The organism is Rossellomorea marisflavi, assembly GCF_022170785.1.
Lineage (GTDB): Bacteria > Bacillota > Bacilli > Bacillales > Bacillaceae_B > Rossellomorea > Rossellomorea marisflavi_B.
Map to the genome: position 1 here is coordinate 1,188,082 of NZ_CP081870.1, position 21,008 is coordinate 1,209,089.

Here is a 21,008-nt window from a genome sequence, read left to right on the forward strand (position 1 = left end):
TCTGATGTTTTATATTATTTCAATAGCTTCAACAGTTCTTCATTGCACTTTTCCTTCTCATCATACACAAGACCATGACCGCTCTCTTCAAATGGAATCAGCACGGCATCATTTAATTCTTCGACTAAGCGTTCACTGAAGGCATAGTCACAGATCTGGTCTTGCTTTCCGTGCATGATCGTGACGGGAACAGACACAGAAGTCAGCTCGCTGCGAAGGTCTTCGTCCCGGAGAGATTCTGCGCAGGCAATGGTGCCGTGGGCAGAAGCCTCAAGTCCAAGACCGAGGAACCATGTATCCATCTCATCAGATGTCTCGCTGTAGAAGAAATTCCCGCCGAAGTCTTTCAGTGCCGCCGGTCTGTCCGCTTTGATTCCTTCAATCAGCTCATCGACCCCTTCTTTCTTCATTCCATACGGGTAGCCGTCCCGCTGGGTGAAAATTGGGGCTGCGGGTCCCATCAGGATCAAACGCGACAGTTCTTTTCCTGCAAATTTGCTCGCATAGCGGATACTGATCGGTCCACCCATGGAGAAGCCGGCTAGATAAAAATCTTGAAGTCCCAGCTCCTTAACGACTTTTTCGATATCAGAAGCGAGGGTGTCGTAGTCGTATCCGAAGGCAGGTTTGTCCGATTGACCGAATCCGCGAAGATCGACCCCGATAAAACGATAACCTTTCTGAGGTAATTCGTTCATTTGATATTCAAACATTTTATGATTTACAGGCCAACCGTGGATGAAGACGATCGGTTGACCTTCCCCGATATCTTCCACAAAAAGATTGACATCCTTATCTACAGTGATATATTTACCCATTTCTACATCATTCTCCCTTACAGTTAATGGTTTAACTTTTCCCTCAGGGCAAGCCGATTAAACAATCGGGCTCTTTAGAGCAGAAATTCCAGTTGCAATCCCCGCCCGATTTTACTAAAGTATAGAGTTAGACAGGTTTTATAGAGGAGGACCCGAAATTGACAACATCCAACCCTGAAACGATGGTTGCGACAATACATGGATTAGACGACAGAGGCTCGGGCCGTGCCAGCGTATGGCGCGAAAACGAGCTTGGAAATAAACGAAAATTGAAGCTCACAATCCCTCAGACCCTTCCTGGTGAAGAAGTCCAGGTGACGGTGGATAAGCCGGAGAAAAAGCGCTGGAGGACGATGCCGCAAGAAATTATTACGCCAAGTCCCGAGCGGACAGCCCCACCATGCCCGCACTTCGACCGCTGCGGCGGCTGTGTGTGGCAGCACTGGGAGTACGAAGGCCAGCTTAAGGAAAAGACCAACCACGTTAAGCATGCCCTGGAAGCAGAAGGATTCGATCCTGCCTTGGTGAGGGATGCCATGGGAATGGATAATCCTTGGCGCTACCGCAACAAAATGGAGTTCACCTTCTCCAAAGAAGGAGAGCTCGGACTGCATGAGCAGGGGAACTTCCGCAAGGTCATTTCCCTTGAAACGTGCTTGATCGCAAGCGAACAGATGGTGGAGGCGGCAATGGAAGTCGCCGCCTGGACCAATGAACACGGTCTGAAAGGATACGACAAAGAGGCGCATGAAGGCCTCCTTCGTCACTTGATGGTCCGTCAGTCCTTCGCTACAGGTGAATTGATGCTCGGTGTGTTTGCTACGGAAGCCCCGACAGGTGATCTTCAGGCGGCCGTCGATGATCTGAAAACACGAATCGAAGCGAAATTCCCTCATGTGAAGAGCCTTCTGTGGATGGAAAACACCGATTGGGCGGATCGTACCCAAGCGGAAGAAATCCATGTCCTTGCAGGTCGGGATTTCATCTATGATGAGATGGACGGGTACCGCTTCCGTCTGTGGTTCGATACGTTCTTCCAAACGAACCCCACACAGGCACAGAAGCTTGTGGACCTTGCCATTGAAATGGGCAAACCGAAGGAAACGGAAAAAATGATCGACCTCTTCTGTGGTGTCGGTACATTCTCCCTTCCATTCGCAAGCCGTGTCGGTGCCCTTGCCGGCATTGAAATTGTGGAAAGCTCCATCGAGTCGGCGAAACGGAATGCAAGTGACAATCATATCTCCAATACAACTTTCCTTGCGAAGGATGCACGAAATGGAATCGATGAGATTCTTGAGAGTTTTGGACGTCCTGAACTGCTCCTTCTTGATCCGCCTCGCTCAGGTGCAGGCGGTAAAGTGATGAGACGGATCGGCCGTGCCCAGCCGGAGAGGATCGTCTACGTGTCTTGCAACCCGGATACATTCGCGACAGACGTCAAAGAACTTGAAGCTTTCGGATATAAACTTGATGATGTACAACCAGTCGACCTGTTCCCGCATACGGTGCATGTGGAAGTCGTCGCAAGTTTGAGTAAATAACTTTGGTTCATTACTTTTCCAAAGTAAAACTAGTTCGAGCCGAAAATTAACGACGAACACCATCAGTCTGTTCTTTATACCGCTAATGATTTCCGTGCAAGACTTCGCTTTCCGCGGGTAGCCCGTGAGCCTCCTCGGCAAGCCTGCGGGGTCTCACATTAGCTACTCTTCCCGCAGGAGTCTACGTCTTGCACTCCAATCAACCGCTAGAAACAATGAAATACAATTCATAAAATAAATTTAAAACCCGAATTCATTTGCCCTACGGTAGACAAGTGAATTCGGGTTTTCCTATGTCTAAAACATAATTGTCCCAGCCTTTATTTTGAAAAAGAAATGAACCAAAGGGGTAGAAACGGTAAACTTTAACTACTAAAAGCAAAGGGGAGATCTCCATGAACATCAAGAAAGCAACGCTGAGCGACCTTGAATCAGTCACACATTTATTCAATGAATACCGTATCTTTTACAAACAACCGTCTAATCCCGAAGGTGCAAAAATATTCATTCTAGAGCGTCTAACAACAGGGGACTCTGTGATTTTCCTTGCAAGTGATGATCGGATTCACCCAACTTTATCCGACATTCACGTCGATCGGGATGAAAAAGGCATGGATCCTCAACGATCTTTATGTGTCTGAAGAAGCCAGGGGGGCGGGAGTCGGAGAGGCTCTGCTCCATAAGGCGAGGGCGTTTGCCGGGGAAACGGGGGCTGCTTCCATCTGCCTCAGCACGGCACCTGACAATAAAGCGGCGCGAAAGCTGTATGAAAAGAATGGGTACCACCAGGATTAAATCTTTCTTCACTATGAATTGGAGCTGTAACATATGGTGAAATTATATATTACAAGACATGGTGAAACACAGTGGAATAGAGAGAAACGGATGCAGGGGTGGAAAGACTCGGATTTAACCCCGGCAGGAGAAGAAGATGCTCTGGCCCTTGCGCGGGTATTTAAGCGGGTCTCCTTTGAGGCCGTGTACTCAAGCCCGAGCGGTCGGGCAAGGAAGACGGCAGAGCTACTTGTAGACGACGCGCCCATTACATTCGATCATGACCTGAGGGAAATCGGAATGGGTGATTGGGAGGGACGGACACAGGATGAAGTGAGAAATGCCGATCCGGAACGCTTTCACACGTTCTGGAACAACCCACATGTCTATGAGACAGAGACGGGAGAGACCTTTAATCAGGTCATGGAACGTGTGGCATCGTTTTTGGAAAAGGTCCAGGTCCACAAGGGAACGATTCTAGTCGTGACCCATTCCATCTTCATCAAAGCCTTGCTTGCCCATGTAAAGGAACTTCCATTGGACAAGCTGTGGTCTCCTCCTTTCATCCATGCCACTAGCCTCACGGTCATCGAAGGGGGCGAAGGGAAGTATGAAATTGTTATGGAAGGAAACACGTCACACAAATAGTGAGAAAATTAAAACTTTTTGCAGTGTTATTCGTATATGCTAGTAAGAGTATCAAAGGGGAGGTGAAATCTTATGTTATGGATCATCATTGGTGTTGCTGTCGTATTCGGTCTTGGCTCTGCCCTCATCAATGGTCGAAGGGAGAAATCCTCCTTTGATGTGGTGAACGATCAGGAACGTGTGCTTCAAGAAGAAGAGAGGGTCAAGGCAAATAGCTGGTTCGGCGACGGATTATAAGAAATGCGTGGGGTGTTCATTGCCCCACGCATTTTTTAGTGGGATGGGGAATCGGGAATCATCGTGATGGCGATGGTTCTCAGTGGTTCCCTATCCTTTTTTTCTTGTGTAGCCCCGGTATAGTATTTCTTCACGATCTCCCCGATTTCCGTCTGCAATTGTTGGTATTCCGCATCACTCAATTTCATTTCAACCATGGAAAAAGATGCTTTGTCCTCATCGTCTCCGATTTGTTTCAGATAATCCTCATATTGAGCGGATACCATGAGCTGATACCGAGAGAAGTGGAGGAGCTTTTCCTCACCTGAAGCTTCCTTCCATTCTTCTTTGGAAATGGTAGCTTCCTCTTCATTCAATACATAGTATTTTTCAGAAACAGACTTTACTTTTTTCTCACGGGTCACACGGATGATCCCTGCATGGGCAAGGGTCTGGATGTGGCGATAGAGTGTGGCCTGCGGGACATCTTCAATCATTTTAACCATTTCTAAAGGAGTCAGGCCAGCTGCTTTGTTCCTCATAAGCGCCTGGCATATTTTCATCCGGACGGGATGCATCATCAACTCGGCTTTATTTTTCAATGGAATGCTCCTTTACGTGGGGTTTGTAATCTCATTATAAAAAATGAGAATAAGAATTGCAATTCATCCACTTATCAATTATCATTATCAATAATGATAATGAAAAGGATGATGAAAATGACATTACATTATGGGTTGGATGATCTTCCCTTTTTGGATGTAGAGGCCTTATTGCCGCTGATCCTGCCGATCGTGATCATCAGTCTGATACTGATCGCATTGGCCTTGGCAGATTTATTTAAGTATAGGGAGTTCAGGGCCCATAAGGGTATGTGGGTGTTGATCATTGTGTTTGGGAATACCATTGGGCCTGTCCTTTACTTTGTGTTCGGTCGGAAAGAGGGGAAGAGAAGATGAAGCTTGATGTGAAAAATGTGAGTAAAACCTACAAGGGTCATGTGGCCCTCCAGCCTTTCTCGTTGGTGGTGGATGCGGGGACTTGCACAGGTCTGATTGGACCGAACGGTGCAGGGAAGTCAACATTGATGCGACTGATGACGGGTATGGAGGAACCTGACACCGGAGAGATTCTATTGAATGATAAGCCGATCTCTTCTATGAAAAAGGAAATCGGCTACCTCCCTCAGTATCCCGCCTTCTACGAATGGATGACAGCCAGTGAACACTTGGCGTTCATGGGACGCCTATCAGGTATGGCTCCCTCTGTACTGGAACATGATATCCGCACGCTTCTGAATAAGGTTGGACTTGCAAAAAGATCAAATGATCGCATCGCCACCTTCTCAGGAGGGATGAAACAACGATTGGGAATTGCCCAGGCACTTTTACATAAGCCCTCTCTGGTCATTATGGATGAACCTGTATCGGCCCTTGATCCTGTCGGGAGAAGGGAAGTGCTCTCGATCCTGGACGAAATCAAAAATCATACGACCTTGCTCATCTCCACGCATATTCTTAGTGACGCAGAGGAAATCTGTCAGCGCTTTGTCATTATGACGGAAGGGGAAAAAATTGAAGATGCCATGATCCAAGATCTGTTAGATCGGTACTCCCGGCAAATCATCCGTTTGGATGCTGCTTCCATGGAAAGGGGATGGGTGGATCATGTTGCCGGGCTGCCGTTTGTAGAATCAGTCAATGTCACAGGAAGAAGCATGAATATCCAGCTCAAAGATCTGGTTCGGGATAAAGGAAAACTCTTGCAGGATGCGCTGGATCATTCAGTGGATATCCACAAATTCGAAGTGGGCAGGGATTCACTGGAGGAGATCTTTATAAGGATGGTGACAAAGTCATGAAAAATACATGGACTGTTTTCAAGAAAGAAAGTAGGCAGATGGGATTGGAGTATAAGTGGATCTGGCTGCCGGTCGTCTTTATCCTTTTAGGGGCTACGCAGCCTGTAACGAGCTATTATCTTCCTTCCATCCTTGAAATGATGGGTGGAGAGCAGGGGATTACCGTGGATCCATCGAAATTTGTACTGGACGGCAACACCATACTCGCTGCCACCCTCGCATCCCAATTCGATCAGATGGGACTCATCATCATCGCCCTCTCGTTCATGGGAATCATACAAGGAGAAAAGGCATCGGGGATGCTTTCATTCATGATGACGAGACCTTTGAACCTGCGCTCTTATCTACTAGGGAAATGGGTGGCAGCCTTTAGCTTGATTGCCTTCAGCATGATGGCAGGATTCGGAACTTCCATGTTCTACTCACACTATCTATTCGACGGAGTGAATGTGGTTATAGGAATAAAGGCATTTTCGATTTATCTCGTGTGGGGCATGTTCATCCTCAGTGTGATCATGACGGTCAGCACGCTCCTGCGGGGAAGTGGTTCTGTGGCATTCGTGTCGATCGTCATCCTGCTTTTATTCAGGATGCTTGCAGGATTGAATCCCCTAGTTGATTTGTTCAATCCTGCTTCCCTCAGTCTAGAGGCTGCCAATGTACTGAAAACAAGCGGAATGATGTCCGGTATCACGTGGACGTTCCTGCTCGTGGCTGTCTGGATCCTCTTCCTTTTCTCCCTGAACGAATGGCTGATCAAACATAGAAAAGTATATCTCCGCCACGGCTAAGGGTGGTCCTCCGAAACTCGGTATTTATCATATGATTCTCTCTCTGTATAATGGATAATACTGGAGGGATTTGAGATGATAAGGAACGCACAGATAAAAGATTACGAGAGTCTCGCGGTTTTAATGGGTTCTCTCGGCTATCCGTCCACATCTGAACAGATGCGTGGCCGGCTTGAAAAAATCGTAGAAAAAGAGGATCACTATACATTGGTGGCGGAACTTGACGGCAGGGTCGTGGGAATGATCGGCTTCCATACGGGCTATCTGTACACTCAAGATGAGATGTATGCGAGGGTCATCGCCCTGGTGGTGGATCCATCGATCAGGAATGAAGGCATCGGCGGGGAGCTGCTGAGAGAAGCGGAAAGCCTGGCGGAAGGCTTGGGGGCAACCGGTATGGGACTGAACAGTGGGAACCGCACGGAGCGTGAAGACGCTCACCGGTTCTATAAACGAATGGGGTATACGGCAAAGAGCACAGGGTTTGTGAAGAGCCTTCATTCATGAAAGGGAGGACAGCGATGAATATCACATCACAATGGAACCAGGAGGAACGCGACCTGATACGGAGCAAGGTGATTGAATACAATGGGGACAGGCACCCGGATGAAGTTAAGCATCCTGTGAAGCAGGTGGGCTTCATGGTAAGAGATGATAATGGAATTGTCTTCGGCGGGATCACCGGAACGATCTTCTGGCATCATCTGCATATCGATTTTCTTTGGGTCGATGAAAAGCTCAGGGGAAAGGGGTATGGACAAGATCTGGTCCGTCAAATGGAAGAGGCTGCAAAGGAAAATCAGTGCAGGCTCATCCAGCTTGATTCCTTCAGCTTTCAGGCTCCGCACTTTTATCAAAAACTGGGGTATACTGTCGCGGGCGTTGTGGAGTCACATCCAACGCCGGAACACCAACAGTATTACCTAGTCAAAAGGCTCGACTGATGGTACAGATGAAGTGGGATGGAAGCTGGAAGACAAGACTGAAATGGGGATTCTCGGCGTTAGGAATCGTCTCAATCTTGTTATATGGGTCGATTGTGATCTTCGGGTATAAAGGGTCCGGTGACATTCGGGATTCCCTGTTCCTGTGTCGGCACATGTGATGAATGAAACGAAAAGCATCAAAAATTACAGATGGAAACCGGCTGCCCGTGAAGGTGATCTCCCACTATCCTATAAAATAAGGCTTATTGCTGCGGGATGGAGGGTGCAGGAGAAAGAAGGGCACACCGTCACATACGGGAAGAGGGCCCATAAAGTCGAGATGGTGACGGGAGAAGACTATCTGTTCCTTGAACAAGTGAAGTGACACCCGGCTTGGAGAATGTATCAACTCTTGCAGGCATACCTATATATCAGATGCCTCTTTGGGTATCGAATAATCAATGGGGCGGGAGACGGGATATGATGGGTACAGTTGCCATGGTCCTTCAGATTTTACTTGGTGCAGGATTTCTCATGTTCGGGTGGATGAAGTTCACATCGAAACAGATGGTGGATGAATTCCATCGTTACCGGATGCCGGTTTGGTTCCGGATCTTCACTGGGGTGGTGGAAGTCATTACAGCAGTCCTGCTAATCACAGGGCTGTGGAATGAAACCTGTGCGGCTATCGGAGCGCTGATCGCTGCCGTGACGATGGTGGGTGCGATCTTCACCCATCTCCTCCGTGTGAAGGACCCGGTTGCCAAGTCGGGAATGCCCTTCCTTTTGTTGATTCTGAGCTTGATTGTCCTCTATTTGAACAAAGGCGGATTTGGCCTTTGAAGGAGATCGAGGACGAAGAAAGTACGAAGCGCCCCCAGGGTCCTGTCGATGGGATCGTGGGGGCGCTTCGTTTCATTAATCAGGCAGATCTACTGTCCGGCGAAGATCCAATGCAGTTTTTACGTAGTTCTTGGCCGTCGCTTGATAGTAGGCAGACTGGACGGTCATGGCGGCTACGATCAGTACATTCCAAACGACGGTCAAATCTTCTTCTGTCATATCCTGCAGGGCGGGTAACAGGCTCCTGCACTCTTCCTGTATGAACTGGTCGATCGCTTCATTGACGGAAGTGTCACCGGTGGCAGTAGCCGTGGGAAGGGCATGATGGTGGATGCGGTCGAATACAGAAGCGTAGGCGCTGTATAGTTCGATTGGATTGATGATGTCATCGTGGCGGTCCTCTATATTATTGAACACAAGGGTGAGGACCCCGCGTATGGACTCGAAATCAAGGGAACCTTTCAAGTCCTCGACGATGAAGAGCATGGCTGCTTGGACCATTGTGTATTTTTTTCCGTGGAGTGGAGAGCCGATGAGTTCCTTCACATCCCGTTTCACCCAGTTCTGTACGGTACTTTGCGGAAAGTTGGTGAACTCGATCTGGTTCCCAAGGGACACGATCTCATTCAAGGAGAATCCTGTATTCCCTACGGGGGAGTCTAGGACCTTAACCAGTATGGGCGGCATCCCCTGTGAAGGGTCGCATGTGCCCCATGCGTCCACGAGCACTTCCTGTGGACTGCGGGAGAACTGTCCTGATAGGGCCATGAGAAGATCGGCCATGTTTTTTCGTGTAAGTTTGTAGGTCTCCACCGCAATCGCTCCGTTTCTTTTCTTTATCTTCTACTATACTATCGACTGGATGGAAGCCCGTCAATCGAAGTTTCGCGTGCACTTTATTCTTGTCTTTTATAGGAAAAAACCGTATAATGAACTCATATATAAGTTCATTTGAACTTGAAAATGGGAGTGAGGATCTCGATGGGTAAACGCATATTTTATTTTCTGTTGACGAACGTACTCGTCCTTCTGACCATCAGTATCATTTTTTCACTGACAGGTGCAGGACGCTACATCAATGCTGATGGCAGTCTCGATCTGGTTGCACTTCTGATTTTTAGTGCGATCATCGGTTTCACCGGTTCATTCATTTCACTTGCCATGTCCCGTTGGATGGCGAAACGCATGATGAATGTCCGTGTCCTTGACCCGAATGGGGCTTTGACGGCGGATGAGCAGAGTGTCGTGGAAAAGGTCCACCGCCTTTCAAGGGCTGCAGGTCTTACGCATATGCCGGAAGTAGGAATTTACGATTCACCTGAAGTGAATGCATTTGCGACAGGTCCTTCCAAGAAGAAATCACTTGTGGCCGTATCAACCGGATTGCTTTATGAAATGGATGACGATGCCGTTGAAGGTGTCATCGCCCATGAAGTTGCCCACGTGGCAAACGGTGATATGGTGACAATGACCCTGTTGCAGGGTGTGGTCAATACCTTCGTAGTGTTCCTGTCCCGTGTCGCTGCCTGGATCGCTACACGCTTTGTGAAAGAAGAAATTGCGCCGATTGTCCACTTTATCGCCGTGGTTGTATTCCAGATCGTTTTCTCCATCCTTGGAAGCCTCGTCGTGTTCGCGTATTCCCGTCACCGTGAATTCCACGCTGACCGGGGCGGAGCGGATCTTGCTGGTAAGGATAAGATGGTTCATGCCCTCCGCATGCTGAAGGATTACACTGGACGCATGAAAGGGAATGATGACACAGCCATCGCTACATTGAAAATCAATAATAAGAAAAAGTCTTCCATCTTCTCGACTCACCCGGACCTTGATGTCCGCATCAGTCGCCTGGAAGGTAAATAAGAAGCATGAGAGCTGCATCCATAATCGGATGCAGCTTTTTCTTTTTCCCCATTCCTTCACTTCGGCGGATGAACGGCAAATATGGTACCATGGGGACAAATGAAGAAATTTTTTTCAAATGAAAGGAGCCACTATGACAAATCAGTCAGGCTGGAACTTAGAGAATACGTATGAAGGGTTGCCCCCATTTTTCTACTCGTCAATGAAACCCGTTCCTGTAGAAAAACCGGAATGGGTGATCTTCAATGAAGAGCTTGCGAGATCCCTTGGCATTACCGATCAGGATGTGGGCGTCTATGCAGGAAATCATGTGCCGGATGGAGGACACCCCCTTGCCCAGGCTTACGGAGGGCACCAATTCGGGTATTTTAACAGACTGGGTGATGGCCGTGCCGTCCTCCTTGGTGAACAAGTGACCACTGGAGGAAAACGGGTGGACATACAGCTCAAAGGTGCGGGTCGTACGCCCTACTCACGTGGAGGAGATGGAAGGGCAGCGCTTGGGCCAATGCTTCGTGAATATGTGATCAGTGAAGCGATGCACGCCCTTGGCATCCCCACGACCCGGAGCCTTGCCGTCGTCAAGACGGGGGAGAGCATCGTCAGGGATCGACTGCTTGCTGGAGCCGTTCTTACAAGGGTCGCATCCAGCCATATCCGGGTGGGAACCTTCCAGCTGGCCGCAAAAGCGGGGAGCCTGGAAGACTTGCGATCCCTTGCGGATTATACGATCGACAGACATTATCCGGGTGTGAAGGGGACAGACCAGCCTTATCTTTCCCTCATTGAACAGGTAATGGACGCCCAGGCTTCACTGATTGCCAAGTGGCAGCTTGTAGGGTTCATCCATGGGGTCATGAACACCGATAATATGGCGATCAGTGGAGAAACCATCGACTATGGTCCATGTGCGTTCATGGATGCATTCAATCCTGAAACAGTCTTTAGTTCCATTGATGAGCAGGGTCGTTACGCGTATGGAAACCAGCCACCGATCGCAGGATGGAACCTGGCCCGTTTCGCTGAGAGCCTGCTACCTCTCTTGGATGAGAATGAGGAAAAGGCGGTGGAGCTTGCACAAGAGACGATTTCCGCTTACCCTGCTCTCTATCATTCATACTGGCTTGATGGAATGAGATCTAAGCTCGGGCTATTCCATGCTCATGAATCGGACCAGAAGCTTGTCGAAGATCTTCTGACGATGATGGGGAATCATGGAGCCGATTATACGAATACCTTCCTTGATTTGACCTTTGACAGAGAGGAGCGGAATCCCCTCGCTGGTACGGTCGAATTCGCCCAGTGGCAGGAGAGATGGGAAGAGCGTCTGGATGAACAGCCGGAGTCGGAAGCAGAGGCAAGAAAGCTGATGCGCGACCATAACCCGGCTGTGATTCCGAGGAATCATCAGGTGGAACGGGCGCTGGACGCTGCAGTGGAGGAAGGAGACCTGTCCGTTTTGACGACACTCCTTCACGTGCTTACGAAACCATATGATCATGAAGGAAGTCCTGAAGCGTATCAACACCCACAAAATCCGGAGGACGGACCATACCGCACATTTTGTGGGACCTGATTGCTGAAGCAGCTGCCTTTCGCACTGGGCGGCTCATACATAGAAGAGGAGAGATGGGAATGCTTGAACTAGTAGAGAAGCTTCGAACAGACCGACCGCTTGTCCACAACATCACCAATGCGGTGGTGACCAATTTTACGGCAAATGGTCTTCTGGCCCTCGGGGCATCGCCGGTGATGGCGTATGCCGAAGAAGAAGTGGAAGAAATGGCGGGGATTGCCGATGCCCTCCTTTTGAATATCGGGACCCTCTCTTCCGACGTCGTTAGGTCCATGATCCTGGCTGGAAAAGCGGCGAATAGAAAAGGGATCCCTGTGGTTCTGGATCCTGTGGGTGCCGGAGCCACGACCTTCCGTACCGAGATGACGGCCCTCATCCTTAAGGAGGTTGACGTTTCCATCATCAGGGGGAATGCGGGAGAAATCGCTTCCGTCCTTGGGGAGCATTGGACCATGAGAGGGGTGGACTCAGGAGATGGGGACGGTGACCGAACAGCCTTGGCCGTCAAGGCGTCCCGGGAATTCGCCTGCATTGTCATCCTGACGGGTAAGGTGGATGTCGTGACAGATGGAACCACTGTGTATCGTATACGGAATGGTCATCCCATCATGACCCAAGTGACAGGGACTGGATGCTTATTATCTTCTGTTGCCGCGGCTTTCGCAGCAGTAGGACATGAGCCGCTTCAGAGTGCGGTCGCTGCCGTTGCCTCCTATGGAGTTGCAGCAGAAAAGGCAGAGCGGCACTCAAATGGTCCGGGCAGCTTCTGCTCCGCATTCCTTGATGAGCTGTCCAGACTTCAGCCCGACGATGAAAAAGCCTTCAACGTTGAAAAGGGGGAAGCGTGATGGAAAAGAGAACATCTGCAATCAAAGAAGCACTGAAGGTGTATTTCATCATGGGAAGTACCAACTGTCACCGGGATCCCGTGAACATTCTGGAAGAAGCGATCCGCGGGGGGATTTCCCTCTTCCAATTCCGTGAGAAAGGGCAGGGGGCCCTCTCAGGTACACAGAAGAAAAAACTTGCGACAGCACTCCAACAAGTATGCAAGGAGGCGAACATCCCCTTTATCGTCAATGATGACATCGACCTGGCTGTGGAGATTGATGCAGATGGAGTCCATATCGGGCAGGAGGATGAAGCGGCCTCCATCGTAAGGCAGCGTCTTGGAGCTGGAAAATGGGTAGGGGTTTCTGCCCACACAATCGAGGAAGCGGAGCGTGCCATCAAGGACGGTGCTGATTACCTCGGACTTGGCCCCATCTACCCGACAAGCTCGAAGGACGATGCCGAAAGCGTGAAGGGGACCGCCATCATTCGGCAATTCAGAGAACATGGATTCTCCATTCCCTTGGTCGGAATCGGAGGAATCACGTCAACGAACGCGGCTGCCGTGATGGAGGCTGGAGCGGATGGTGTATCGGTCATTTCGGCCATCTCCGGGTCTGAAGACGTGGAGGATGCAGCCACTCGATTGAATCAAGCGGTTCATTCCGGATATGCGAATCAATAAAAAATACTGAAATCCGCCTGAAGTCCTGGCGGATTTTTTCATGTGTGCATGGAACGTTTTAATGCTTGGAAAAAGGGGAATTTTGTTCAAATGTTACATAAGATTCAAGCAATCCAGACGAAAGTATCGTCTTTGCTTTTTATGAGAAAACTACCGATACCAGTGTGAACAAGAATGTGCTGACACATCAGAATGTTCAACGTTTATTCATTGTTATGTTACTTAATCTATGTTACGATTTATTTAAGTTACATTAGTGGGGAGGGTTCTGGATGGAATATGTCGATCCCATCAGGGATATTGAAAACATCAATGCCATCAAGGATAACCTGCGAATGCAGTCCCAGCGGGATTTGCTTTTGTTCGTGTTCGGGATCAATACTGGAATACGAATCAGTGATCTGCTGTCATTGAAGATTGCTGACGTGTGGGAAGAAGGGAAAGGGAAGGAGTTTTTGTGTCTTAAAGACTCCAAAAGTGAAGAGGAAGGTGCTTTCTATCTGAACGGAAAAATTCAGGAAGAACTGCAGGCGTATCTCGGTCCCCTTGACTTTTCACCTGAGGATTTTCTTTTTAAGTCAAAGAAACATGCTCAGGCCATAACCAGACAGCAGGCGTATCGCATCATTAACAAGGCCGCGAAAGAAGTGGGGATACCAGGGAAGATCGGAACCCATACGCTAAGGAAAACATTCGGGTATCATGCGTACAGGAAAGGCATTGCCATTTCGATCCTCATGAAAACCTTTCATCACCATTCTTCTTCGGAAACCTTACGATATATCGGGATTCATCAGGACGAACTCCGTCTGGTGAAAGTGGATGTGAACCTGTAAAAAGGCATAAGAAAAACCCCCACCCATCAAGGTGGAGGCTCGCGTTGAAATTATAGATAGTCGTCATCTTCTGAATCATTCGGTTGTACGGAAACATTCGTCAAGTCCTTGACGATTCCTTCTTCTACTTGAACCTGGAGCGTTTCCCGGTCTTTCATGAACTTGAAAAGCCCATTATTGAAATCGGTACCTGATTCCTTAAAGAAGATTCCTTCGTAGCGCATGGCCTTTGTGTGCTTGAACGTAAGACGGTATTGATCGTCTTCTTCCACGAGATAAGCACGGCAGCCTTTTTCAAAGTGTCCATCAGGATTCTTGAGGGCGCGGGACACTGAAATGATGTGAAGGTCCACAAATGGGACTTCCCGCAGCAACGAATTGATGATGGAGCCTTTCGCGATTTGTTCCCAGCGGCTCTGGGCAGTCTGTCCAAGGATGATCTGGGTGACGTTCCGCTCCCTTGATACTTCGGCGATCACCTTTGAAATCGGGCGTTTTTCATTATCTTTTATGATGAAGGCATCGGCATTATGCTTCTCGGCTAGTTCTTTCCACTGGGAAATGTAGGCCGACTTCTCTGCATCCAGTTCATCGAAGGGTTTCGGATCGACGGTGAGGATGTAAAGAGGGCATTTCATCATATTGGCGATCTTGCATCCGCGCTGGATCAGGCGCTCCCCGTTCGGTCCGTAATAGACACATACCAGGATGCTTTCATCCATCCGTTCTTTTATCGGTTTCATGATTATTTTCACCTCGAAGCTGTGTAAATTTCCCTTGCTATCTTCAAACTATGTATGACTATAACGCATGCCATAATAGTCGTCAATGGATTTCTTACTATATCTAGAAGTTCCGAAAGATTAAGAAATAGATTGTTGAAAATTATTCAAAAAGGAGGGGCTCACTTGTCTTGGATCCATCTAGCCGTCTTGCTCCCGATTCTGTTCGCCATCTTGGTTCCATTCATCTATAAACTGGTTTCACCGAAGATCCATACCGGCTGGTTCGTTCTTGTTGTTCCACTTCTGGTCTTCATCTACCTATTAACCTTTATCCCCAATCTCGCAGCCGGAAATACGTATGAAGCATCTTTATCATGGATTCCTGCGTACGATATCGACTTTGTCCTCACCGTCGATGGCCTCAGCCTATTATTCGGCCTTCTGATCACCGGGATCGGAAGCTTGGTCATCTTTTATTCCATTTACTATATGTCGAAGCACCGTGAAGCGCTACACAACTTCTATGTGTATCTGCTCCTCTTCATGGGAGCCATGCTCGGTCTGGTGTTCTCGGATAATATCTATGTCCTGTATGTGTTCTGGGAAATGACGAGTATATCCTCATTGCTCCTCATAGCGTACTGGTATGAACGGGAGCGTTCACGCTACGGAGCACAGAAGTCCATGCTCATCACCGTGTTCGGCGGACTCGCCATGCTTGCGGGCCTCATCATGATCAGCATGATGACAGGAACAAACAGTATAAGGGACATCTTGTCACAGGCCAATGGCCTTCAGGATCACCCACTCTTCCTTCCTGCCATGATATTGATTCTGTTGGGGGCATTTACGAAATCTGCCCAATTTCCTTTCAGCATCTGGCTTCCGGACGCCATGGAAGCACCGACACCTATCAGTGCCTATCTTCATTCAGCGACCATGGTCAAAGCTGGTATCTATCTCGTCGCCCGCTTCACAGCGTTCTTCGGGGGATCGGCCGAATGGTTCTGGATCGTATCGGGGGTCGGCCTCATCACACTCCTGTATGGATCGGTCAACGCCGTGCGCCAGACGGACCTCAAAGCACTCCTTGCGTATTCGACGATCAGTCAGCTTGGCATGATCATGAGTATGCTGGGCCTCGGTTCCGCCGCTCTGTATTTCGGGTATGGGGATGAATCCACCGTCTATGGGACGGCCATATTCGCGGCGATCTTCCATATGGTGAATCACTCCACATTCAAAGGTGCCCTCTTCATGGTGGTCGGTATCATCGACCACGAAACTGGTACCCGTGATATCCGGAAACTTGGAGGGCTCGTACGATTCATGCCGATTTCCTTTACGCTGACTGTAGTCGGTAGTTTTGCCATGGCGGGCCTTCCGCCGTTCAATGGCTTCCTCAGTAAGGAGATGTTCTTCACTGCCTTGGTGAAAGCGTCAGAGCTGTCAATCTTCAATGTCGGGTTCATCGGCCTCCTAATCCCGATCATCGGCTGGGTGGCCAGTGTCTTCACCTTTGTATACTGCATGATCCTTGTATTCAAGACATTCGGCGGGCGCAACAAGCTCGCGAAGAAAGGGAAGGTCTTACATGAAGCGCCATTCGGGTTGCTGCTGAGTCCGGTCATCCTTGCTCTGATAGTCATCATCTCATTCTTCGTACCGAATGTGATGGGGGATTATTTGTACAAACCGGCCTTTAACGCCATCCTTCCTGAGCTTCATGAAACCATCAAGCTGAAAGAAATCAGCGCATGGCATGGATTCAATCTGGAGCTGTTCATGACCTTTGGTGTCATCGTCTTCGGTTTCATCCTTTACAAGACGCTCCGGAAATGGTTCCGTCTCTATTTGAAATATCCGCAAGCCCTGACGCTGAATAATGCCTACAATGTCGGGATCGAGAAGATGGAGAAAGTCTCAGGTGCCGTGACAAATCGCTATATGACTGGTTTCCTGAGGGACTATCTCGTTTATATCTTCGTATTCTTCATCTTGATGGTCGGAGGTTCCCTGTTCCTTACGGGAGGGTTCGTCTTCGATACGTCTAACGACAGTCCAATCACAATTTATGAAGCCGGATTTGTACTGATCCTTGTCCTGTCAGGACTATCGGTCCTATTCGCCAAGACGAGGCTGACGGCGGTCGTTTCCGTAGGGGCTCTCGGGTTCCTGGTTTCATTCCTGTTCGTCTTGTTCAGGGCACCGGATCTTGCCCTGACCCAGTTGGTGGTGGAAACCGTCACAACGACGCTTTTCCTGTTATGCTTCTACCATCTTCCTCAGATGAAGAAGGAAGTAAGCAAGATCCCGTTCAAGTTGACCAACGCCGTCATCGCCATTCTATCGGGAGTGGTCGTGACCCTGGTTGCCTTGTCTGCAAATGGTACAAGAATGTTCGATTCGATTTCGAGCTACTATGAGAACTCGTATGAAATCGCAGGTGCAAAAAACATCGTCAATGCGATTCTGGTCGATTTCCGTGGGATTGATACCATGCTTGAGATCCTGGTTCTATCGATCGCCGGGCTGGGTGTTTACACACTGATCAAAATGAGAGGAGGAGGGGATAAGAATGAAAAAGCCAAATGATATCATCATCAAGAATGTCACGAGGGTGGCCATCGTCATCATCCTGGCCTTCGCCATCAACTTATTCATTTCCGGTCATCATCACCCCGGTGGTGGATTTATCGGCGGTCTGGCGTTTTCGTCAGCCTTGATCCTCCTGTTCCTCACTTTTGATATGGAATCGGTCCGTCGCAACCTGCCTGTCGATTTTAAGGTCCTGTCTGCTGTCGGTGTCCTCATCGCCGTCCTGACGGGTGTCGGTGGAATGGTATTCGATAAGCCGTTCCTGTTCCAGACCTACGATTACTTCGACCTTCCCATTTTTGGGAAGACGGAGCTCGCCACTGCGGTCCTATTTGATATTGGTGTCGCCCTCGCCGTCATCGGGACGTCCATGACGATCATACTGAGCATAGGGGATGATCGCTAATGGAAACACTGATGTCCATTGTTGTCGGTATCCTTTTTGCTATTGGAATCTACTTGATTTTGACAAAGACGCTTCTACGAATCATTTTGGGCACTTCGATCCTGGGGCATGCCGTAAACCTCTTGATCATCACCATGGGTGGTCTTAAGAAGGGTGGACCTCCTCTTCTCGGAATCAAATCCCTCACCTATGCGGACTCACTGCCTCAGGCCCTCTTGTTGACGGCGATCGTGATCAACTTCGCCACGACGGCCCTTTTTCTGGTGTTGAGCTACCGCGCCTACAAAGTGCTGGGTACAGATGACACAGAACAGATGAGAGGTTATGAGAATGAATAATGTGATCATATTGCCTATCATCATCCCGATCATCGCCGGGATGGTGATGGTCATCTTCAGAAAAAATATACCGTTTCAGCGATTCCTCGGGGTCATAGCCCTCCTGGCATCGATAGCCGTTTCCTTCGTACTGATGGAGGAAATCAAAGTGAACGGTCCCCAGTCCCTTCAATTGGGCGGGTGGGAAGCGCCATTCGGTGTCACGATGGTAGCGGATATGCTTTCGGCGCTCCTGCTTTTGGTCTCCGGGATCGTGGCTCTATGTTGTCTCTTTTATTCCTTCCGTTCGATCGGGAGGAGCAGGGAAGAGCATTACTTTTACCCGTTATTCCTGTTCCTCATCACCGGGGTGAACGGGTCATTCTTGACGGGGGATATCTTTAACTTGTTTGTGTGCTTCGAAGTGATGCTGGTCGCTTCGTATGTGCTGATTTCCCTTGGAGGGGAGAAGGTGCAGCTCAGAGAAAGTTTGAAATACATTCTCATCAACATCATTTCGTCCTTCCTGTTCCTAGTCGGAATTGCATATCTCTATGCGACTCTTGGAACATTGAATATGGCTGATTTATCCCTGAGGGTGGAAGAAGCGGGTCAAGACGGGCTGATCACAACGATCGCAATCGTCCTGCTCACGGTGTTCAGCCTGAAGGCAGGCCTGTTCCTGTTCTTCTGGCTCCCTGGTTCATACGGAGCACCACCGACGGCCGTGTCAGCCGTATTCGCCGCCCTTTTGACCAAAGTGGGAATCTACGCCATCATCCGGATGTTCACCCTTGTGTTCTATCATGAGCCCCAGGTGACCCACCTCCTAATCGGCATCCTAGCAGCCCTTACCATGCTGTCCGGAGCGATAGGAGCCGTCGCTTACTGGGATATCAAGAAGATCCTGACCTATAACGTCATTGTCGGTGTCGGCTTCATCCTGGCGGGTCTGGCTTCGTTTAATCCAAATGGAATGACAGGCTCCATCTTTTATCTAATTCACGATATGATCGTGAAGGCCCTGATCTTCCTGTTGGGGTGGACGATCATCCACTTGACGGGAACAAGCAAGCTCAGGAACATCAGTGGACTCATCACGCTTCATCCGCTGTTCGGCTGGATGTTCTTCATTGCCGCGTTGTCCCTTGCAGGAATCCCGCCATTTGGAGGGTTCCTCGGGAAAGTCCTCATCACGAAGGGGACGTTTGAGGCAGGGTATTTCTGGCTGGGAGGCATCGGTCTGTTGACCAGTCTCATGGTCCTGTACTCCATCATGAAGATCTTCATGAACGGGTTCCTCGGAGATACCGAGCTGACCGAGGAAAAAGAAAAAGGAAGCATCAAAGGCCTCATGTGGCCGATCAGTATCCTGACGGCCCTTACCATCTTCCTTGGACTAGGCGCCCAAGGGGTCCAAGAGTATGTGAATATAGCGGTGGAGGGACTGATGAACCCGTCCATTTACATTGAAGCCGTCATTGGTGTCAATCGATAAGAAAAGAGGTGGTACCCCATGCCCATGCAAATCCTGATCAATCTTCTGATCGGTTTCATATGGATGTTCTTTCAGGAAAGCTTCAGTTTCCTCACCTTCTTCAGCGGGTATTTATTCGGTATACTGGTTCTGTTCATTTTAAGGCGTTTCCTGCCTCATAAGTTCTACCTGGAGTCGCTGGTGGCAGTCATCCATTTATTCCTTGTTTTCATCCGGGAACTGTTTGTTTCCAGCGTCCAGGTCTCTCGTCATATCATCAAGCCGAAGATCGATGTGACACCCGGTGTATTCAAGCTTGAGACCGATCTTGAAGGGGAGCTTGAAGTCACGCTTCTCGCGCTCCTGTTGAATTTGACCCCGGGGTCCGTCGTCATGGAGGTTTCCGATGACAACAAACGATTCTATCTTCACGGCATCAACCTTCCGAGTGCGAAAGAATCGGCATACAAATCCCAGAAGAAGCTGGAGACTGCCATAAAGAGGGTGACCAGAAATGATTAAAGCCATATTGATCTGTTCCCTTGTCGTCCTGACCATTGCCATCCTGGCGACCGTTTACCGGATCATCAAGGGACCGTCAGCACCCGATCGCGTCCAGGCACTGGATGCCCTGGGAGTCAAGCTGATTTCGGCGGTGGCGATCTTTTCGGTCCTGCTACAGAATTCGGGCTTTTTCGAAGTCATCCTTCTTATCGGGATCCTTTCATTCATCGGCACGCTTGCTTTTGCGCGCTATATAGAAAGGGGTGTCGTCTTTGAACGTAACAAGTCCGATTGAAGTCGTTGCCGTATTCTTGATCCTGATCGGAACGATCTTCAGTTTGCTCAGTGCAATCGGGCTCGTCCGTCTGCCGGACATCTACACCCGGTCTCACTCAGCTTCAAAGAGCTCCACGGTAGGGGTCTTGTTCACCCTCATCGGTGTCTTCCTGTTTTTCATCATGGAAGGGGTGTTCAGCATCAGACTGTTCCTGGGCATTTTCTTCGTCTTCCTTACGGCGCCAGTCGCTTCCCATGTCATCGTCAGGGCAGCATACAGGTCCAAAGTCGAAATGTGCGACGAAACCGTACAGGATGAGTTGAAAGATCTGCTGGAACAGGACGAAGCCAATTATCATACGGAAACGAAAGATGAGGAGACAAACGCTTCTTCATCGAATAAAACAGAGAAGGCCACTGAGTAAATCGGTGGTCTTTTTTATGTGAAATTTGAATGGTGCTATGCGGTTCATCCATCTTTTTACATGTGTCG

27 protein-coding genes are annotated in these 21,008 nt (G+C 49.1%); 23 read left to right on the forward strand and 4 right to left on the reverse strand.

Features of this window, described 5'->3' with window-relative positions; all coding sequences use genetic code 11:
- Nucleotides 1-14: 14 nt before the first annotated feature.
- Nucleotides 15-818: an alpha/beta fold hydrolase gene (locus K6T23_RS06380; protein WP_079515253.1), complete on the reverse strand. Its 804-nt coding sequence runs from the start codon at nucleotides 816-818 to the stop codon at nucleotides 15-17.
- Nucleotides 819-1,000: 182 nt separating this feature from the next.
- Between K6T23_RS06380 and rlmD the strand changes: the two genes are divergently transcribed.
- From rlmD to K6T23_RS06400, 4 genes are all read left to right on the forward strand, one after another.
- Nucleotides 1,001-2,362 carry a 23S rRNA (uracil(1939)-C(5))-methyltransferase RlmD gene (gene rlmD, locus K6T23_RS06385; protein WP_238284391.1) on the forward strand — a complete coding sequence of 454 codons (1,362 nt, stop codon included), beginning with the start codon at nucleotides 1,001-1,003 and terminating at the stop codon, nucleotides 2,360-2,362.
- A gap of 555 nt (nucleotides 2,363-2,917) precedes the next feature.
- Entirely contained in the window at nucleotides 2,918-3,157 is a 240-nt protein-coding gene (locus K6T23_RS22275) for a GNAT family N-acetyltransferase (RefSeq protein ID WP_337946935.1), read from the forward strand.
- Nucleotides 3,158-3,190: 33 nt separating this feature from the next.
- Nucleotides 3,191-3,784: a histidine phosphatase family protein gene (locus tag K6T23_RS06395; protein WP_238283964.1), complete on the forward strand. Its 594-nt coding sequence runs from the start codon at nucleotides 3,191-3,193 to the stop codon at nucleotides 3,782-3,784.
- 72 nt (nucleotides 3,785-3,856) lie between these two features.
- A complete protein-coding gene (locus K6T23_RS06400) occupies nucleotides 3,857-4,021 on the forward strand; it encodes a hypothetical protein (RefSeq protein WP_238283965.1) in 165 nt (54 codons plus the stop codon).
- A gap of 35 nt (nucleotides 4,022-4,056) precedes the next feature.
- On the opposite strand, the gene K6T23_RS06405 is transcribed toward K6T23_RS06400, so the two are convergent.
- Nucleotides 4,057-4,602 (reverse strand): helix-turn-helix domain-containing protein, encoded by a 546-nt coding sequence (locus tag K6T23_RS06405; protein WP_238283966.1) that lies wholly within the window; start codon nucleotides 4,600-4,602, stop codon nucleotides 4,057-4,059.
- Between the two features lie 117 nt (nucleotides 4,603-4,719).
- On the opposite strand from K6T23_RS06405, the gene K6T23_RS06410 reads away from it, so the two are divergent.
- The 7 genes from K6T23_RS06410 (at nucleotide 4,720) to K6T23_RS06440 (ending at nucleotide 8,421) form a co-directional block, all read left to right on the forward strand.
- Complete coding sequence (locus tag K6T23_RS06410; protein WP_238283967.1) at nucleotides 4,720-4,959, forward strand: PLD nuclease N-terminal domain-containing protein; 240 nt, start codon at nucleotides 4,720-4,722, stop codon at nucleotides 4,957-4,959.
- Complete coding sequence (locus tag K6T23_RS06415) at nucleotides 4,956-5,861, forward strand: ABC transporter ATP-binding protein (protein WP_079515258.1); 906 nt, start codon at nucleotides 4,956-4,958, stop codon at nucleotides 5,859-5,861. Before K6T23_RS06410 ends, K6T23_RS06415 begins: the two co-directional genes overlap by 4 nt.
- Nucleotides 5,858-6,652 (forward strand): ABC transporter permease, encoded by a 795-nt coding sequence (locus tag K6T23_RS06420; RefSeq protein WP_079515259.1) that lies wholly within the window; start codon nucleotides 5,858-5,860, stop codon nucleotides 6,650-6,652. The genes K6T23_RS06415 and K6T23_RS06420 overlap by 4 nt, the downstream gene beginning before the upstream one ends.
- 75 nt (nucleotides 6,653-6,727) lie before the next feature.
- Nucleotides 6,728-7,159, forward strand: coding sequence for a GNAT family N-acetyltransferase (locus K6T23_RS06425; RefSeq protein WP_238283968.1), 432 nt, complete (start codon nucleotides 6,728-6,730; stop codon nucleotides 7,157-7,159).
- A gap of 14 nt (nucleotides 7,160-7,173) precedes the next feature.
- Nucleotides 7,174-7,596: a GNAT family N-acetyltransferase gene (locus K6T23_RS06430; protein WP_238283969.1), complete on the forward strand. Its 423-nt coding sequence runs from the start codon at nucleotides 7,174-7,176 to the stop codon at nucleotides 7,594-7,596.
- A gap of 160 nt (nucleotides 7,597-7,756) precedes the next feature.
- Nucleotides 7,757-7,963, forward strand: coding sequence for a hypothetical protein (locus K6T23_RS06435; protein ID WP_238283970.1), 207 nt, complete (start codon nucleotides 7,757-7,759; stop codon nucleotides 7,961-7,963).
- A 95-nt stretch (nucleotides 7,964-8,058) separates the two neighbouring features.
- A complete protein-coding gene (locus K6T23_RS06440; RefSeq protein ID WP_238283971.1) occupies nucleotides 8,059-8,421 on the forward strand; it encodes a DoxX family protein in 363 nt (120 codons plus the stop codon).
- 75 nt (nucleotides 8,422-8,496) lie between these two features.
- Here K6T23_RS06440 and K6T23_RS06445 read toward each other — a convergent pair whose 3' ends face one another.
- Nucleotides 8,497-9,234, reverse strand: coding sequence for a DUF1836 domain-containing protein (locus K6T23_RS06445; RefSeq protein WP_238283972.1), 738 nt, complete (start codon nucleotides 9,232-9,234; stop codon nucleotides 8,497-8,499).
- A gap of 168 nt (nucleotides 9,235-9,402) precedes the next feature.
- On the opposite strand from K6T23_RS06445, the gene htpX reads away from it, so the two are divergent.
- The 5 genes from htpX (at nucleotide 9,403) to K6T23_RS06470 (ending at nucleotide 14,212) form a co-directional block, all read left to right on the forward strand.
- Nucleotides 9,403-10,284: a protease HtpX gene (htpX, locus tag K6T23_RS06450; protein WP_148985222.1), complete on the forward strand. Its 882-nt coding sequence runs from the start codon at nucleotides 9,403-9,405 to the stop codon at nucleotides 10,282-10,284.
- A gap of 118 nt (nucleotides 10,285-10,402) precedes the next feature.
- A complete protein-coding gene (locus K6T23_RS06455) occupies nucleotides 10,403-11,860 on the forward strand; it encodes a protein adenylyltransferase SelO (RefSeq protein WP_238283973.1) in 1,458 nt (485 codons plus the stop codon).
- Between the two features lie 53 nt (nucleotides 11,861-11,913).
- A complete protein-coding gene (thiM, locus tag K6T23_RS06460) occupies nucleotides 11,914-12,708 on the forward strand; it encodes a hydroxyethylthiazole kinase (protein WP_392397355.1) in 795 nt (264 codons plus the stop codon).
- Entirely contained in the window at nucleotides 12,708-13,376 is a 669-nt protein-coding gene (gene thiE / locus K6T23_RS06465; protein WP_238283974.1) for a thiamine phosphate synthase, read from the forward strand. The genes thiM and thiE overlap by 1 nt, the downstream gene beginning before the upstream one ends.
- Nucleotides 13,377-13,648: 272 nt before the next feature.
- Nucleotides 13,649-14,212, forward strand: coding sequence for a site-specific integrase (locus tag K6T23_RS06470; RefSeq protein ID WP_056534368.1), 564 nt, complete (start codon nucleotides 13,649-13,651; stop codon nucleotides 14,210-14,212).
- Between the two features lie 50 nt (nucleotides 14,213-14,262).
- Here the strand turns inward: K6T23_RS06470 and K6T23_RS06475 are convergent, their stop codons facing one another.
- On the reverse strand, nucleotides 14,263-14,955 hold the full coding sequence (locus K6T23_RS06475; RefSeq protein ID WP_048005115.1) for a universal stress protein: 693 nt from the start codon (nucleotides 14,953-14,955) through the stop codon (nucleotides 14,263-14,265).
- 165 nt (nucleotides 14,956-15,120) lie between these two features.
- On the opposite strand from K6T23_RS06475, the gene K6T23_RS06480 reads away from it, so the two are divergent.
- From K6T23_RS06480 to mnhG, 7 genes are read left to right on the forward strand one after another with little or no spacing between them, the layout of a single operon-like run.
- Nucleotides 15,121-17,532 (forward strand): Na+/H+ antiporter subunit A, encoded by a 2,412-nt coding sequence (locus K6T23_RS06480; protein ID WP_238283975.1) that lies wholly within the window; start codon nucleotides 15,121-15,123, stop codon nucleotides 17,530-17,532.
- Nucleotides 17,516-17,941 carry a Na(+)/H(+) antiporter subunit B gene (locus K6T23_RS06485; RefSeq protein ID WP_048005113.1) on the forward strand — a complete coding sequence of 142 codons (426 nt, stop codon included), beginning with the start codon at nucleotides 17,516-17,518 and terminating at the stop codon, nucleotides 17,939-17,941. The genes K6T23_RS06480 and K6T23_RS06485 overlap by 17 nt, the downstream gene beginning before the upstream one ends.
- Nucleotides 17,941-18,279, forward strand: a complete 339-nt coding sequence (locus tag K6T23_RS06490) for a Na(+)/H(+) antiporter subunit C (protein ID WP_048005112.1) — start codon at nucleotides 17,941-17,943, stop codon at nucleotides 18,277-18,279. The genes K6T23_RS06485 and K6T23_RS06490 overlap by 1 nt, the downstream gene beginning before the upstream one ends.
- Nucleotides 18,272-19,756, forward strand: a complete 1,485-nt coding sequence (locus K6T23_RS06495; protein ID WP_148985226.1) for a Na+/H+ antiporter subunit D — start codon at nucleotides 18,272-18,274, stop codon at nucleotides 19,754-19,756. The genes K6T23_RS06490 and K6T23_RS06495 overlap by 8 nt, the downstream gene beginning before the upstream one ends.
- A gap of 18 nt (nucleotides 19,757-19,774) precedes the next feature.
- The gene (locus K6T23_RS06500) at nucleotides 19,775-20,257 is read left to right on the forward strand and encodes a Na+/H+ antiporter subunit E (RefSeq protein WP_148985227.1); all 483 of its coding nucleotides are present in this window, start codon (nucleotides 19,775-19,777) and stop codon (nucleotides 20,255-20,257) included.
- Nucleotides 20,250-20,534 carry a Na(+)/H(+) antiporter subunit F1 gene (locus tag K6T23_RS06505; RefSeq protein WP_048015147.1) on the forward strand — a complete coding sequence of 95 codons (285 nt, stop codon included), beginning with the start codon at nucleotides 20,250-20,252 and terminating at the stop codon, nucleotides 20,532-20,534. The genes K6T23_RS06500 and K6T23_RS06505 overlap by 8 nt, the downstream gene beginning before the upstream one ends.
- On the forward strand, nucleotides 20,503-20,940 hold the full coding sequence (gene mnhG / locus K6T23_RS06510; RefSeq protein WP_392397356.1) for a monovalent cation/H(+) antiporter subunit G: 438 nt from the start codon (nucleotides 20,503-20,505) through the stop codon (nucleotides 20,938-20,940). Before K6T23_RS06505 ends, mnhG begins: the two co-directional genes overlap by 32 nt.
- Nucleotides 20,941-21,008 lie beyond the last annotated feature (68 nt).

What these genes read in the sequence shown, in the direction of transcription:
- K6T23_RS06440 (WP_238283971.1), top strand. Translation starts at nt 8,059, where the DNA reads ATGATGGGTACAGTTGCCATGGTCCTTCAGATTTTACTTGGTGCAGGA.
- K6T23_RS22275 (WP_337946935.1), top strand. Translation starts at nt 2,918, where the DNA reads ATGATCGGATTCACCCAACTTTATCCGACATTCACGTCGATCGGGATG.
- K6T23_RS06410 (WP_238283967.1), top strand. Translation starts at nt 4,720, where the DNA reads ATGACATTACATTATGGGTTGGATGATCTTCCCTTTTTGGATGTAGAG.
- K6T23_RS06430 (WP_238283969.1), top strand. Translation starts at nt 7,174, where the DNA reads ATGAATATCACATCACAATGGAACCAGGAGGAACGCGACCTGATACGG.
- K6T23_RS06500 (WP_148985227.1), top strand. Translation starts at nt 19,775, where the DNA reads ATGCCCATGCAAATCCTGATCAATCTTCTGATCGGTTTCATATGGATG.
- thiM (WP_392397355.1), top strand. Translation starts at nt 11,914, where the DNA reads ATGGGAATGCTTGAACTAGTAGAGAAGCTTCGAACAGACCGACCGCTT.
- K6T23_RS06420 (WP_079515259.1), top strand. Translation starts at nt 5,858, where the DNA reads ATGAAAAATACATGGACTGTTTTCAAGAAAGAAAGTAGGCAGATGGGA.
- K6T23_RS06400 (WP_238283965.1), top strand. Translation starts at nt 3,857, where the DNA reads ATGTTATGGATCATCATTGGTGTTGCTGTCGTATTCGGTCTTGGCTCT.
- K6T23_RS06395 (WP_238283964.1), top strand. Translation starts at nt 3,191, where the DNA reads ATGGTGAAATTATATATTACAAGACATGGTGAAACACAGTGGAATAGA.
- htpX (WP_148985222.1), top strand. Translation starts at nt 9,403, where the DNA reads ATGGGTAAACGCATATTTTATTTTCTGTTGACGAACGTACTCGTCCTT.
- K6T23_RS06470 (WP_056534368.1), top strand. Translation starts at nt 13,649, where the DNA reads ATGGAATATGTCGATCCCATCAGGGATATTGAAAACATCAATGCCATC.
- K6T23_RS06495 (WP_148985226.1), top strand. Translation starts at nt 18,272, where the DNA reads ATGAATAATGTGATCATATTGCCTATCATCATCCCGATCATCGCCGGG.
- K6T23_RS06505 (WP_048015147.1), top strand. Translation starts at nt 20,250, where the DNA reads ATGATTAAAGCCATATTGATCTGTTCCCTTGTCGTCCTGACCATTGCC.
- K6T23_RS06455 (WP_238283973.1), top strand. Translation starts at nt 10,403, where the DNA reads ATGAAAGGAGCCACTATGACAAATCAGTCAGGCTGGAACTTAGAGAAT.
- thiE (WP_238283974.1), top strand. Translation starts at nt 12,708, where the DNA reads ATGGAAAAGAGAACATCTGCAATCAAAGAAGCACTGAAGGTGTATTTC.
- K6T23_RS06380 (WP_079515253.1), bottom strand. Translation starts at nt 818, where the DNA reads ATGGGTAAATATATCACTGTAGATAAGGATGTCAATCTTTTTGTGGAA.
- K6T23_RS06475 (WP_048005115.1), bottom strand. Translation starts at nt 14,955, where the DNA reads ATGAAACCGATAAAAGAACGGATGGATGAAAGCATCCTGGTATGTGTC.
- K6T23_RS06425 (WP_238283968.1), top strand. Translation starts at nt 6,728, where the DNA reads ATGATAAGGAACGCACAGATAAAAGATTACGAGAGTCTCGCGGTTTTA.
- K6T23_RS06435 (WP_238283970.1), top strand. Translation starts at nt 7,757, where the DNA reads ATGAATGAAACGAAAAGCATCAAAAATTACAGATGGAAACCGGCTGCC.
- K6T23_RS06485 (WP_048005113.1), top strand. Translation starts at nt 17,516, where the DNA reads ATGAAAAAGCCAAATGATATCATCATCAAGAATGTCACGAGGGTGGCC.
- K6T23_RS06415 (WP_079515258.1), top strand. Translation starts at nt 4,956, where the DNA reads ATGAAGCTTGATGTGAAAAATGTGAGTAAAACCTACAAGGGTCATGTG.
- rlmD (WP_238284391.1), top strand. Translation starts at nt 1,001, where the DNA reads ATGGTTGCGACAATACATGGATTAGACGACAGAGGCTCGGGCCGTGCC.
- K6T23_RS06490 (WP_048005112.1), top strand. Translation starts at nt 17,941, where the DNA reads ATGGAAACACTGATGTCCATTGTTGTCGGTATCCTTTTTGCTATTGGA.